Source organism: Streptomyces sp. WZ.A104, assembly GCF_002382885.1.
Classification (GTDB): Bacteria; Actinomycetota; Actinomycetes; order Streptomycetales; family Streptomycetaceae; genus Streptomyces.
Genome location: NZ_NWVL01000038.1, coordinates 1 through 13653, shown reverse-complemented (window position 1 = coordinate 13653; position 13653 = coordinate 1). Strand labels below are relative to the sequence as shown.

9 protein-coding genes are annotated in these 13653 nt (G+C 70.8%); 6 read left to right on the top strand and 3 right to left on the bottom strand.

Going from position 1 to position 13653, the window contains the following annotated elements; genetic code table 11:
• The first annotated feature begins 188 nt into the window (after positions 1-188).
• Entirely contained in the window at positions 189-1142 is a 954-nt protein-coding gene (locus CIB93_RS20740) for a pirin family protein (RefSeq protein ID WP_096628807.1), read from the top strand.
• 617 nt (positions 1143-1759) lie between these two features.
• Here CIB93_RS20740 and CIB93_RS20730 read toward each other — a convergent pair.
• Both CIB93_RS20730 and CIB93_RS20725 read right to left on the bottom strand, forming a co-directional pair.
• Entirely contained in the window at positions 1760-3034 is a 1275-nt protein-coding gene (locus CIB93_RS20730) for a glycosyltransferase (protein WP_096628804.1), read from the bottom strand.
• Between the two features lie 119 nt (positions 3035-3153).
• Positions 3154-3768 (bottom strand): response regulator transcription factor, encoded by a 615-nt coding sequence (locus CIB93_RS20725; RefSeq protein WP_179500182.1) that lies wholly within the window; start codon positions 3766-3768, stop codon positions 3154-3156.
• A 621-nt stretch (positions 3769-4389) separates the two neighbouring features.
• Here CIB93_RS20725 and CIB93_RS20720 point away from each other — a divergent pair.
• The 4 genes from CIB93_RS20720 to CIB93_RS20705 all read left to right on the top strand — a co-directional run bounded on the left by CIB93_RS20720 (position 4390) and on the right by CIB93_RS20705 (position 9140).
• Positions 4390-4728, top strand: a complete 339-nt coding sequence (locus CIB93_RS20720; protein ID WP_096628801.1) for a hypothetical protein — start codon at positions 4390-4392, stop codon at positions 4726-4728.
• Between the two features lie 235 nt (positions 4729-4963).
• Positions 4964-5623 carry an ABC transporter ATP-binding protein gene (locus CIB93_RS20715; protein WP_096628799.1) on the top strand — a complete coding sequence of 220 codons (660 nt, stop codon included), beginning with the start codon at positions 4964-4966 and terminating at the stop codon, positions 5621-5623.
• The gene (locus CIB93_RS20710) at positions 5620-7824 is read left to right on the top strand and encodes a hypothetical protein (protein WP_143660071.1); all 2205 of its coding nucleotides are present in this window, start codon (positions 5620-5622) and stop codon (positions 7822-7824) included. The genes CIB93_RS20715 and CIB93_RS20710 overlap by 4 nt, the downstream gene beginning before the upstream one ends.
• A 206-nt stretch (positions 7825-8030) precedes the next feature.
• Complete coding sequence (locus CIB93_RS20705; RefSeq protein ID WP_096628796.1) at positions 8031-9140, top strand: AI-2E family transporter; 1110 nt, start codon at positions 8031-8033, stop codon at positions 9138-9140.
• A gap of 10 nt (positions 9141-9150) precedes the next feature.
• On the opposite strand, the gene CIB93_RS20700 is transcribed toward CIB93_RS20705, so the two are convergent.
• On the bottom strand, positions 9151-11271 hold the full coding sequence (locus CIB93_RS20700; protein ID WP_096628794.1) for a SpoIIE family protein phosphatase: 2121 nt from the start codon (positions 11269-11271) through the stop codon (positions 9151-9153).
• A 166-nt stretch (positions 11272-11437) separates the two neighbouring features.
• Here CIB93_RS20700 and aspS point away from each other — a divergent pair, with 166 nt between their 5' ends.
• Positions 11438-13234, top strand: a complete 1797-nt coding sequence (gene aspS / locus CIB93_RS20695) for an aspartate--tRNA ligase (RefSeq protein WP_096628793.1) — start codon at positions 11438-11440, stop codon at positions 13232-13234.
• Positions 13235-13653: the final 419 nt, after the last annotated feature.

Genomic DNA, 13653 nt, shown 5'->3' with positions numbered 1-13653 from the left:
CAGCCCGCTTCCGTATGAGGGGGGTGTCCCATCTGACGGGTCGCTGACCTGCGGTTTCGATGTTCGGGCAAGGGTCCGTGCCAGGAGTGGCGCGGGCCCTTTGCGCTGCCCGGGAATGCGCGAGGCCTTGTGAGATGTTCATCGTTCAACTAAATTGGTTCCAGAACACTCGCCCGGAGGTGGCTCCCATGCCCGCAGTGACCGTCGACAACCCGCTGACCCTGCCCAAGGTGGCGGCTTCGGGTGACGCCGCGGCCCGTCCCGTGCTCGCCGTCACGACCGCGCCCAGCGGCTTCGAGGGCGAGGGCTTCCCGGTGCGCCGCGCGTTCGCCGGGATCAACTACCGGCACCTCGACCCGTTCATCATGATGGACCAGATGGGTGAGGTGGAGTACGCCGCGGGCGAGCCGAAGGGCACGCCCTGGCACCCGCACCGGGGCTTCGAGACCGTCACCTACCTGATCGACGGGACCTTCGTCCACCAGGATTCCAACGGTGGCGGCGGCACCATCGAGAACGGCGACACCCAGTGGATGACCGCGGGCTCGGGCCTGTTGCACATCGAGGCGCCGCCGGAGTCGCTCGTCATGTCCGGAGGGCTCTTCCACGGCCTCCAGCTCTGGGTGAACCTCCCCAAGGCCGACAAGATGATGAACCCCCGCTACCAGGACATCCGCGGCGGTGAGGTCCAGCTCCTGGCCTCCCCGGACGGCGGCGCGCTGCTCCGGGTCATCGCCGGTGAGCTCGACGGCCACCAGGGGCCCGGCATCACCCACACCCCGATCACGATGATCCACGCCACCGTCCGGCCGGGCGCCGAGGTGACCCTGCCCTGGCGCGAGGACTTCAACGGGCTCGCCTACGTCCTGGCCGGGCGCGGCACGGTGGGCGCGGAGCGCCGGCCCGTCGCGATGGGCCAGACCGCGGTGTTCGGCGCCGGCGGCTCGCTGACCGTCCGTGCGGAGGAGCGGCAGGACGGCCACACCCCGGACCTGGAGGTCGTCCTCCTCGGCGGCCGCCCGATCCGGGAGCCGATGGCGCACTACGGCCCCTTCGTGATGAACAGTCAGGCCGAGCTGAAGCAGGCCTTCGAGGACTTCCAGAAGGGGCGACTGGGGACGGTCCCGGCCGAGTCAGTCTGACGCGCGTGGTACCGCGGAGGCGGAACACCCGCCTCCGCGGTGCTGCGAAGGCCGACCGGCACGCCGGTCAGGAGGTACTCGGGCGGGCGGGCGCACGCCGTGCTCGCGCAGTACGGAGCCGATGCGGTCCCAATCGCCCCGGGCACGCTGCTGGATACCCGCATGGGCGTGAACGCCCCCGGCCTGCATCCCCCGTAACCGAGCACCACCAACGCGAGCGCGGCAGCCGCCGGCAGCGAACCGCTTCCACGGATCCGGCGGAGGACGGCGAGAACCCCCAGGGCAGCAGGCAGCGCCAGCAGTGCGTAGACCGGGGCAGGAATCGTGCCGCTGCGCAAGGGACGAAGAGGAGGTACGGAGCCGACGCGGCGACGGCCACGGCCAGCCACAGCGGCGCAGCGTGGGCATCAGCGTGCCGGTCAGCAGCAGGGGGACTCCCCGGGTGCGCGGCGCACTGAACGGGGTTGCGGGGCCATAGGGGGTGAAACGACTGGCGTAGACGATCTCGTCCCAGCCCAGTGGGAGCGTGAGCGGCACCGGAGCAGCCGACACCAGACAGAACGCCCCGCACACGATCCAGAGCATCCTGTGTGCCGGAACGGCTGCGCGTAGGGTCTTCATGCGGTGTGGCGCACCATGCGGCGCCCGCGGCGGACTGCACCGCGCGCGAGGATCCGGGCCGTGGCAGCGAGCACGGCGACCCCCCGCCATCCGGGTGAGGCCGGCTGCGAAGCAGCGGGCCGCCCGGACCGTTCCCCGGCCAGGGAGCGGAGCAACCGCTCGTAGCGGTCGGCGATGTCCTCCGGTGCGAAGCGCTCCGCCGCACCGGCCCCTGCCGCCCTGCCCATTTCCTTGCGCCGTCCCGCATCCACCATCAGCGTCCGCAGCGCTTCGGCCATGTCGCGGGTGCTGTCGCGGGGGACGAGGAGACCGTCCACCCCATGGCGGATGATCTCGCCGGGACCATGCGGACAGTCGGTGCTCACCACGGGTAAGCCGCAGCGCATGGCCTCGACGATCGTCATGCCGAACGACTCGTGGGCCGAGGTCACGGCGGCGATGGATCCCTTGACCCACTCCTGCTCGATCGGAGTGACCGCCCCCATCATGAAGGCCCGGTCCTCCAGCCCATGACGGGCTATCCGTTCGGCGATCCGGGCGCGCTCCGCGCCGTCCCCGTAGATGCGCAGGGACCAGTCCGGGCAGTCCGCACCGGCCGCGGCGAAGGCGTCGACCAGCATCTCGTACCGCTTGACGCGGGCCAGCCGGCCGGCCGCGACGACGACCTTGGCGTTCCCGTCAGCCGGTGGCACGGCGGGTTCGGGGACGCTGTTGGGGATGGCCAGTACCCGGATGTGCGGCAGCCGCAGGCCGCGCCGGTGGTCGTGCGCGTCCGCTTCGGTCATGGTGACGAGGGCGTCGAGACCGCCGTACCAGCGCTGGAGTTCCGTACGCAGCCGGTGGGGGTGGCTGTCATGGGTCAGGTGCTCCTGGCCGACGAGGATGGCGTTCCGGGGGCCGAAGCGGGCCAGCAGGACGTTGAGTCCTGCCCTGGTGCTCACGATGACGTCGGCATTCGTTTCCCGCAGCCAGGCGATGATCTGCTGCTCGGCGAGCCGGTGGTACTGGTGCGCGCGGCTGTCCCCCTGGGGGAACACCTCCCCCGCCTGCGAAACGAGGGGATGTGTAGTGTCCGGCGAACTCTTGCGCCGGTCCACCAGCGCACGCAGCGGAACCCCGGACGGCTGCCCGAACCGGGGCGACTTGCGGTGCCGGAAGACCGACACGAGTTCCACGCGGTGGTGCTTGCTGAGCGTCTCGGCGAGAGTCATGGTCGTCCGCGTGGTGCCGCCGGTCGCATAGGCGTTGTGCAGCAGGAAGGCTATGTGCACGTGAGGTGTCCCCCCGGGTGGTCCCGTGTGGTGCGGCTGGTCAGGGCCGCATGTCGGCTTGTCGTCCCTTGCTCATGGGCAGTCGGGCTGCCATACGGCGCGTGCAACCGGCTTATCCACTAAGCGGTTTGCCCTACGGCGCGGCTCGGCACAGGAGCCGGAGAGGGGATGGCGTCGGCAGACCAGAGGACTCGGACGGCCTGGATCCGGTTGCTCACGTCGAGCTTGTCGTAGACGCTCCGCAAGTAGCTCTTCACGGTGCCAGGGGCGAGGGAGAGCATGGCTGCGATCGCGGGAGCGGCGTGGCCGTCGGCGAGCAGGGTGAGGACTTCCCGTTCACGAACGGTGAGCCTGCCGAGCAAGGTTCGTGCATCTGACTGTGTTTGGGCTCGTCTCAGAGGCTGTAGATAGCTGTCGACCAGCAAGGACGCCAGTGCGGGCTCCAGCGCGAGGCCGCCCTGTGCCGCGGCAGGCACCGCCCAGGGGAGGTGATGGCGTGCGGTGCTGCGGCGGAGTATCCCGGCCGCGCGCTCGCCGAGCAGCGCGCAGGCTCCCTGTCTGCTGACCCGGTCGGCGAGGACCACGGTGCGGGGTGGTAACGGCCGCCGATTGATGGTGCGGAGTAAGCGCAACGCATCGCACTCGGTAGCGGGGCTCGCCACCAGGACGTCCAGTGGCACGCGATCTGTCACGTCGAGCACGCGATTGGTGTGTCCGTCGGCGACGACGCTCAACTGGTGTTCCGCCTCCAGGACATTACGGATGCCGACCCGGACCAAGTCCTCCGGGGCCAATACTCCAACGCGAACAAAAATGTGAACCCCCGTAGCTCGCAGCTTTCGTCACGGTGAGGAAGGTCAGCCCCCGTGGAGCTTTTGCGATTCTATGGCACGTGCGGAATCGAATCCATTGACTACCTTCGGGCCCTTCAGTATGGCGATTTTTGCTGTTGACAGTGCACTCTGTCGGGTCATACAGGATCGGTGAAGGGGGTGGGGTTGCCTTGTGCGCACGGGGGCGGGCGGCATTGTCGCGGTGCGCCTCCCGGACGAAGCAGATGCGGATTTTCGCCATGGCCGGTTCTCTTGGTGGTAAAGGCGCCGCCAACCGACCCGGTCGCTCCGCATCGGCGCAATCGCGAGACTGCGGCGTTATGTCAACCCCTCTTTCGGCAGAGGGGAGGGAAGTCCGTCGTCCAGTAGTGGATGCCCTGGTCGGCCGGGCCGCGCCGAAGATGGTGTGCACCCGAGGCCTCCGCGCTCCGCGCTGGGCGCGAGTGCTCAGGTGAAGGGCTTCGCGGGTGTAAGTGCCACGGAGCCGAGGTCCTCAACGTTCCGGAAGAGACGAAGGGTTCCATGAAGATCATGAAGAAGGTCGCTCTGTCGGGTGTTGCCGTCATGGCGCTGACCGCGGCCGCCCCGGCTTTCGCTATCTCGGCCTCGGTCGACGAAGTCACCGCCAAGACCATCGACAGCCGCAAGCGCATTGCGGTCGTCAAGACTCACGACAACGACGCCAAGGTCAAGGGCCAGTACAAGCGGTCGGGCGAAGGCGGTTCGGTCCGTACCAAGTGGAACAAGAACGGCTATGCCAGCACCGTGAAGAGCGGTGCCGGCGCGCGCATCTATTCGGTGAAGGCGTGCGAGTACAAGAACAACTGGCCGGACGACTGCAGTGGTTGGGTGTCGCGATAGCGCGGGCCGTCGCGCGGTCGACCGCGCCGCCCGGCTCTCTCCGCAGGTCGGTGCCACGTGTCGATCGCGCATAGCCTTTCCGGATGAACCTGTCCGGTGTCCGGGGTGGAGATGGCTGTTCGGGCGCCTCCACCCCGGCGCGCAGATCACCCTTTGAGGATAAATGACTGACTCTCAAAGCTTTTTGGCCCAAGGGTTCGCCGCGTCGGCGGATGTCTCCCCCTCCGAGGAACCCATGCTCGAAGTGGAAGGGCTTTGCGTGGAAGTGCCGGGGAGATCGCTGCTCGATGATGTGGATCTCACCTTGCGCAGCGGAGAGTCCGTCGCGGTGACCGGTCCGAGTGGCAGCGGCAAGAGCACGCTGCTGATGTGCTTACTGGGACTCGACCGGCCGACAGCCGGGCGGGTGAAGGTGGCGGGCGCTGACGTCACCAGGATGCGGCCGCGCAAGCTCGCCGGGCACCGGCGTGCTCACATCGGCACGATCTTCCAGTTCGGCGAGTTGCTGCCGGAGCTGACTCCGGTGGAGAACGTCGCGGTGGCCGCTCTCCTGTCCGGTGCCCGCCGGTCCGCGGCGTTCGAGCAGGCGGCATCGCTGCTGGCGCGGCTTGGGGTGTCCGCCGATACGGTCGCTACCTCCCAGCTGTCCGGCGGTGAGCGCCAACGGACCGCCGTGGCACGGGCATTGATCAACAAGCCGTCGCTTCTGCTCGCTGACGAGCCCACCGGCGCTCTGGACGAGCGGAACCGGGAATCCGTCTCGGATCTGCTTTTCGGTCTTCCGAAGGAGACCGGCTGCGGACTGCTGGTCGTCACGCACGACGCGGCGGTGGCCGCACGCGCGGACAGGACCGTGCGCCTCGTCGGCGGTCGGCTGACCGAGGCGGTGGCATGAGCGCGATGGCGCAGATGCTGCGGATCGGTCGGGGCGCGGCGAGGGCGGCCGAGGCGGGCAGGATCCGCGGCTGGCTGCTGACCGTCGCTGCCTTTCTGCTCGCCGTAGGTCTGGGCGTCCTCGTGCTGGCGCAGAGTTCGTTCGACGGCCGTGCGCAGCGCAGCCACGAGCGAGCCATCGACTGGGTGCCGGGGGCCCGCGACGCGAACCTGATAGCCCAGCCTGTGACGGACATGGTCGGAACCACCGCCTTCCAGGTGGTCTGGCTGGTGCCTCTGCGGGCCGACGCGCCGCTGCCTCCGGGCCTCAACCGCTGGCCGGAACCGGGGGAAGCCGTTCTCTCGCCTGCGCTCGCGGAGGCCGGTGCCGGCACTGCGGAGCACATCGGCAACCGGTACGGGAAGTCCGTCGGCCTGATCGGCACAGAGGGTCTGCAGGCCCCCGCAGAGCTACTGGCGTACGCCCGCCCCGCCGGGGGTGCGGACGATCTCGACGCCGAGTCGTTCCAGGCGGTGGGTTTCGGCGGGGCCGACGCGTCCCCGTTCGGTGAGGACGCCAATCTGCCGCCCCCGGAACAGTTCTACGGCGCCCTGGCCGGTCTGGTGCTCCTGCCCGTGGTCCTCCTGATCACCGTGGCGGTACGTGTCGGTGCGGTGGCCCGCGACCGGCGGTCGCGCCTGCTGGCCGTGCTGGGGGCCAGCGCGCGGGCGCGCGCCTGTTTCACTGTCGGTGAGGCCGCTGCGCCGGTGCTCGCCGGTACCTTCTTGGCCGCGCTCGCCCTCGCCCCCGCACTGCTGACCGATGTGCCTCTCCCCATCGTCGACTTCCGGCTCTACCGCCCGGACGCGACTGCCGCCGTACCGGGGTTGATCGTCGCTCTGCTGGCCGCTCCGGTCGCCCTGCTCGCGACGGCGGTGCTGCTGCAGCCGAGAGCCGACGGCGTGCAGCGGAGCGGGGCCCGGCCGACCGTACGCCGCGGCAGGCTGTACCGGTTCGCCGGGATCGCATTCGCGCCCGTCCTGCTGGTGACGGTGCGCGGCACCGAGCTCATGGCCGACGACATGAAGCTGCCGTTCTACGTCCTCGGCACCGCCCTGGTCTTCGCGACGCTCCCAGCCGCGGTGGGCATGCTCTGTGGGGGACTCGGAGGGCAGCTGGCCAGGTGGGGACGCCGTGTCGGATCGAGCGGGGGCCTCATCGCGGGCCGCCGCCTGGCCACCCATCCGCAGGCCACCGTCCGCCTCGTCGCCTCACTGACACTGGCCATCGGACTGGCGGCGCAGGCGCAGTTGTGGGGCGGGGTGTTCGGCGAAAACTCCGCCCGTGCCCTGACCACTCTGGACAGGATCGGCAGCAGCGTGCTGACCGTGGACCATCCGGACTCCACGAGGCGGCTGGCCGCCTTCGAGCAGTCGCTTCCCGACGGGGTGGAGACCGCGGTGCTGCGCGTGGCGACCGATGACGACACCGTGACGAGCACCGCCCGGCTGATCGGCTCGTGTGATGTACTCAAGGCGCTGAACGTGCCCTGCACGTCCGCCCCTGTGCCCATCCCCGGCGGGGGATCCGATGCGCGGCTGCGGGAGCTGGTGTCATGGAGCACGTACGACACCGCTTCGGTCTCCGCACAACGCGGCGCGACGGCGGGCTGGCGCACGACTGACGACATCTCCGTGACCCTGGTACTCGTCAACACCGCCGCACCGCACGAGGATCTGCCGATCGGGCAGCTGAAGCAACTGGCGTACGAGCATCTGGGCGCGGCGGCGAACGTCACGTCGGTCGGCGGTTTCTATCTCAGCGCCGTCGGAGGTCTGGAGGCGGCCACACGCTGGATCCGGCTGCTGGCGGCCGCCGGCATGTTCGTCGTCGCCCTGGCGGCGGGGCTGGGAGCGATGGGGGAGTTCGTCCGGCACGGGCGTGAGCTGGCCCCCCTCGGTGTGCTCACCGGGCGGTGGGCGGTGTTCGGGACCACGGCCTTGTGGTCGCTCCTGCTGCCCTCCCTGCTGGCGGTGGGGATCGGCGCATTCACCTCGGTCTGGCTCGCCGCACCCATCCAGATCGACCGGCCCACGGTGATATCCCTGGCCTCTCTCGCGCCGACGACCCTGGCAGCGCTGTGCGGCGCGATCGTGCTCACCGCCTGGGGCGCCCGGGCATCGGTCCGGGCGGCCCGGGGCTGGCGGCCCACAGCGGACTGACCGGCGGCCGGCCCGCAGGTGGACCGGACGCGGGCCAGTGTGCACGGATGTGCTCGGGCGGGGCGTGGTGAAGTCGTTCCACCGCACGGGGAATGCCGCGACGGGGTGTCCGTCAGGGTTCCGTTGTTTCATGGCATGTGACGGCTTGTCACCCATACGGGGGGCGTCGGCGGGCCCGCCGACGCCCCCCGTGATCGGGTGGGAGGGTGCCCGCATCCAAGCCCCTCCTCCCCGACGACGCCCGTCGCACGGCAGCCTGGTGCGGGGTGGTCCTGCTCGTCGTGGCCGTCGCCGCCGTCGCTGTCTGGCTGGTCGTCGCCCTCAAGACCGCGGTCACCCCGGTACTCCTCGCCCTTCTCGGGACCGCGCTGCTCGGCCCCGTCCACCGCCGGCTCACCGCCCGCAGGCTCAACCGGTCCCTGGCCGCGGGCCTGACCTGCGCGGCCCTCGTGGCGGTGGTCGGCGGGGCCGGATACATCGTCGTCACCGCCCTCGTCGACTCCGGTGCCCAGATCGTCGCCTCGCTGAAGGACGCCGGTCAGTGGGTCGTCGACCACCTGGACATCGCGGGTGTCACGGACGTCGACAGCCTCGCCGACAACGCGCAGAACCTGGTCGAGAAGTTCGGGGCGAGCGCGGCGGGCGGTCTGCTCAGCGGTCTCAGCCTGGTCGGGACCCTCGTGGCGACCAGCGTGCTGGCCCTGCTGCTGACCTTCTTCTTCCTGCGCGACTCGGACCGGGCCGTGAACCTCGCCCACTCGGTGGCCCCGCGCGGCACCGGCGACCTGGTGGAGGCCATGGGGCGCCGGGCCTTCGAGGCCGTCGAGGGCTTCATGCGCGGTACGACGTTCATCGCCCTCATCGACGCCGTGTGCATCACGGTGGGCCTGCTGATCCTGGACGTACCGGGGGCGGTGGGGCTCGGTGCGCTGGTCTTCGTCGGCGCGTACATCCCGTACCTCGGGGCCTTCATCTCCGGCGCGGTCGCCGTGCTCGTCGCACTGGCCGACCGGGGGTTCGTGATCGCCCTGTGGGCCCTGGGGGTGGTGCTCGCGGTCCAGGTGCTGGAGGGGCATGTGCTCCAGCCGATGATCCAGAGCCGTACGGTCCAGATGCACCCAGCCGTGATCATGGTCGCGCTGACGGCGGGAGCGAGCGTGGCGGGCCTGCTCGGCATGCTGCTGGCCGTGCCCCTGTGCGCGGCGGCCTTCGGCGTGCTGGGGGAGCTGCGGAAGGGGTACGGGGCGCCCTCGGGGCCGCCTTCCGGCCCGTCGGGCGGCGAACCCGGCCCGTCCAGCGGCCCCGCCGCCCCGTAGGCCTCCGGAATCAGGCCTTCGCCGGCTCTCCCGGCTGGTGCGACTCGTACAGCTCGAACCAGATCGACTTCCCCTCCCCCCGCGGGTCCACCCCCCACGCGTCCGCCAGCATCTCCATCAGCACCAGCCCCCGCCCGCTGGACGCCATCTCGCCGGGCCGCCGTTTGTGCGGCAGCTCGTCGCTGGCGTCGGCCACTTCGACGCGCAGCCGCCGCTCCCCCCGCTCCCCGGCGACCTCCGCCACCATCAGCGCGTCCCCGTCCGTGTGGACGAGCACGTTGGTGGCCATCTCGGAGACCATCAGGACCGCCGAGTCGACCTGCTCCGGGTCGCTCCAGTCGTGCAGCAGCTCCCGTACGAGCTGCCGCCCCACCGAGACCCGCTCGGGTTCGGCCTGCGCGATGGTCAGGACGCTGCGGCGCGGCGGGGCCTCCCGGGCCGGGGCGATCTCGCGCCGCAGCACCAGGACCGCGATGTCGTCCTCGCGCCGGTCCGCGAGCGGTCCCGTCGTGTAGTGCGAGGTCGGCCCGTGCACGGCCTGGACCAGCGCGTCGGCCATCCCCTCCAGATCCTCGGTGGGCTCCTCCAGGACCGGGCGCAGCCGGGTCCAGCCGGTGGCCATGTCGTGTCCGCCGGTCTCGATCAGGCCATCCGTGCACAGCATGATCGTCTCGCCGGGTTCCAGGACCACCCGGGTGGTGGGGTAGTCCGAGTCCGTCTCGATGCCGAGCGGCAGCCCGCCCGCCGTCTGCCGGATCACCGCGGTGCCGTCGGCGCTGATCACCACCGGGTCCGGATGGCCCGCACGGGCGATGTCCAGGGTCCCGGCCTCGGGGTTCACCTCCGCGTACAGGCAGGTCGCGAAGCGCGGCGCCGGGGGCTCCTGGTCGCCCTCCACGCTCTCGTACGCGTCGGTGAGCCCGGACAGGAAGCGTGAGGCCCGGGAGAGCACCGCGTCCGGGCGGTGCCCCTCGGAGGCGTAGGCGCGCAGGGCGATGCGGAGCTGGCCCATCAGTCCGGCGGCCCGGACGTCATGGCCCTGGACGTCCCCGATGACCAGGGCGATGCGTCCGTTGGGCAGCGGGATCATGTCGTACCAGTCGCCGCCGACCTGGAGCCCGCCGCCGGTCGGCACGTACCGTGCGGCCACCGTCATACCAGGGATGTCCGGTCCCAGGGTCGGCATCATCGAGCGCTGGAGCCCGAGTGACAGCTCACGCTCCGTCTCGGCGACCCCGGCGCGGGCCAGGGCCTGGGCGAGCATCCGGGCGACCGTGGAGAGCACCGCGCGCTCGTCGGGCGAGAACCCCACCGGATGCCTGAACCCGGCCATCCAGGCGCCCATCGTGCGGCCGGAGGACACCAGCGGCAGGAAGGCCCAGGACTGCCGGCCGAAGCGCCGGGCGAGCGGCCAGGTGGCGGGGTAGCGGCGACGGTACTCCTCCGGCGACGGGAGGTAGATCGCCCGGCCGGTGCGGACGACCTCGGCGGCCGGGTAATCGGTCTCCAGCGGCATGTCGGTGAAGGGGTCCTCGTCCCCCACGTTGTGCCCGTGGTGCCCGATGATGGTCAGCCGCTCCCCGGCGGCCCCGAAGACCGCGAGCCCGTCCGGGGAGAAGCCGGGCATGGACAGCGATCCGGCGACCCGCAGCACCTCCTCGGTGGACCGGGCCTCGGCCAGCGCCCGCCCGGCGTCCAGCAGGAACGCCTCCCGGGAGCGGCGCCAGTCCCCGGTGATCGGCGGGTGCGAGACATCGGAGGAGCCGGGCTGCGGTTCGGCGACCTCCTGGAGGGTGCCGATGAGGACGTAGTGCTCGGTGCCCCCGCGGTCGGGGATGACCGGCTTGGAGCGGCTGCGCACGGTACGCAGCACCCGCCCGCGCTCGTCGACGATCCGCAGCCGCGCCTCGGCCAGGGTGCCCTCGGTGACGGCGAGGTTCACGACCCCGTAGATCTCGTTCCAGTCGACCGGATGGAAACGGGAGCGCACCGCCGACTCCCGGTAGCTGCCGGGCTCGGGCGGCAGGCCGAGCAGCCGGGCCGCCTCCGCGTCGAGCGTGACCGTGCCGGCTGCGTTGTCCCAGCGCCACAGGCCCGTCGCGATCGCGGCCAGGACTTCCTCGGTGCGCATTGCCCCACTTTAGGAAGATCTGATCGGCGGACGCCACCGAGGGGCGGCCACCTGCCCCGGCGGCCGGGCGGGCGGGCAGCGCAAAGGGAAATGAAGCGGCCCGGCCCTGGGCGGTAGCCTGGGGAGGCTCAATCCACCCCCAACCGCGAAGACTGGATGAACGACGATGCATCGGTACAGGTCCCACACCTGCGGCGAGCTCCGCGCCTCTGACGTCGGCACCGACGTCCGGCTGAGCGGCTGGCTGCACAATCGCCGAGACCTGGGCGGCATCCTCTTCATCGATCTGCGCGACCACTACGGTCTGGTTCAGCTCGTCGCCCGCCCCGGCACCCCCGGCAACGACGCCCTGGCGAAGCTGACCAAGGAGACCGTCGTCCGTATCGACGGCAAGGTCTCCGCGCGCGGCGCCGACAACGTCAACCCGGAGCTGCCGACCGGTGAGGTCGAGATCGAGGTCACCGAGGTCGAGGTGCTCGGCGAGGCCGGCCCGCTGCCGTTCACGATCAACACCGAGGACGGCGTCAACGAGGAGCGGCGCCTGGAGTACCGCTTCCTCGACCTGCGCCGCGAGCGCATGCACCGCAACATCATGCTGCGCTCGGCCGTGATCGCCTCCATCCGCTCCAAGATGGTGGCCCTCGGCTTCAACGAGATGGCGACCCCGATCCTCACCGCGACCTCCCCCGAGGGCGCGCGTGACTTCGTCGTCCCGTCCCGGCTGAACCCCGGCAAGTTCTACGCGCTGCCGCAGGCCCCGCAGCAGTTCAAGCAGCTGCTGATGATCTCGGGCTTCGACCGCTACTTCCAGATCGCGCCCTGCTTCCGCGACGAGGACGCCCGTGCGGACCGTTCGCCGGGCGAGTTCTACCAGCTCGACGTCGAGATGTCCTTCGTCGAGCAGGAGGACGTCTTCCAGCCGATCGAGAAGCTGATGACCGAGCTCTTCACCGAGTTCGGCAACGGCCGTGAGGTCACCTCGCCGTTCCCGCGCATTCCGTTCCGCGAGTCGATGCTGAAGTACGGCAACGACAAGCCGGACCTGCGCGCCAAGCTGGAGCTTGTCGACATCTCGGATGTCTTCGCCGACTCCGGGTTCAAGGCGTTCGCGGGCAAGCACGTCCGCGCGCTGCCGGTCCCGGACACCGCGGGCCAGTCCCGGAAGTTCTTCGACGGCCTCGGTGAGTACGCCGTCGAGCACGGCGCCAAGGGCCTGGCCTGGGTGCGGGTGGGCGAGGACGGCACGCTGGCCGGTCCCATCGCCAAGTTCCTCACCGAGACCGATGTGAAGACGCTCACCGAGCGCCTCTCGCTGGTCCCGGGCCACGCGGTCTTCTTCGGTGCGGGCGAGTTCGACGAGGTCTCCAAGATCATGTCGGCCGTCCGGGTCGAGGCCGCCAAGCGCGCCGGTCACTTCGAGGAGGGCGTCTTCCGGTTCTGCTGGATCGTCGACTTCCCGATGTACGAGCGGGACGAGGAGACCGGGAAGATCGACTTCTCGCACAACCCCTTCTCGATGCCCCAGGGCGGCCTGGCCGACCTGGAGGAGAAGGACCCGCTGGACATCCTGGCCTGGCAGTACGACATCGTCTGCAACGGCATCGAGCTGTCCTCGGGCGCCATCCGTAACCATGAGCCCGAGCTCATGCTCAGGGCCTTCGAGATCGCCGGTTACGACCGGGAGACCGTCGAGCACGAGTTCGCGGGCATGCTCCGCGCGTTCCGCCTCGGCGCCCCGCCGCACGGTGGCATCGCCCCGGGCGTCGACCGCATCGTGATGCTGCTCGCCGACGAGCCCAACATCCGCGAGACGATCGCCTTCCCGCTCAACGGCAACGCCCAGGACCTGATGATGGGCGCCCCGACCGAGCTGGACGAGACCCGTCTGCGCGAGCTGAACATCCAGCTGCGCAAGCCGGTCGCCGCGAAGGGCGCGACGGAGAAGCCCGCCTCGGAGAAGTAGGGCGCACCGTCCCGCTCCGCGGATGTTTCACGTGAAACAGCCCCCGATCACCCGATCGGGGGCTGTTTCGTTGCATGCGCGGAAGAGCCGGTGACCGGCGGGCGACGCGGTACAGCCGGATGGCCCCGGTTCGGGTTCGGCCGGGCCGGGCGCGGCAAAGACTGGCACCGAGACACCCCTCTCACACTGTGTGCCGCCCCGCCCCGCCACGCCGTCCGCCGTCACCCGAGGAGCCCGCCGCCGTGTCCGTCCCGCGCCGCCCGCCCGCCCTGCTCGTCGCACCGCTCCTCGCCCTGGCCCTGTTGCTCACCGGCTGCTCCTCCGGTACGCCCTCCGCCCCCACCGACCCGGCGCGGGGCGCGGCGGGCCCCCAGTCCGACGCCGCGTCCACGCCCGGGTCCTCACCCAGCGCCGAGCCC

Excerpts from the sequence above, each read along its gene's own strand:
- CIB93_RS20740 (WP_096628807.1), top strand. The coding sequence starts at position 189 with ATGCCCGCAGTGACCGTCGACAACCCGCTGACCCTGCCCAAGGTGGCG.
- CIB93_RS20720 (WP_096628801.1), top strand. The coding sequence starts at position 4,390 with ATGAAGATCATGAAGAAGGTCGCTCTGTCGGGTGTTGCCGTCATGGCG.
- CIB93_RS20700 (WP_096628794.1), bottom strand. The coding sequence starts at position 11,271 with ATGCGCACCGAGGAAGTCCTGGCCGCGATCGCGACGGGCCTGTGGCGC.
- CIB93_RS20715 (WP_096628799.1), top strand. The coding sequence starts at position 4,964 with ATGCTCGAAGTGGAAGGGCTTTGCGTGGAAGTGCCGGGGAGATCGCTG.
- CIB93_RS20710 (WP_143660071.1), top strand. The coding sequence starts at position 5,620 with ATGAGCGCGATGGCGCAGATGCTGCGGATCGGTCGGGGCGCGGCGAGG.
- aspS (WP_096628793.1), top strand. The coding sequence starts at position 11,438 with ATGCATCGGTACAGGTCCCACACCTGCGGCGAGCTCCGCGCCTCTGAC.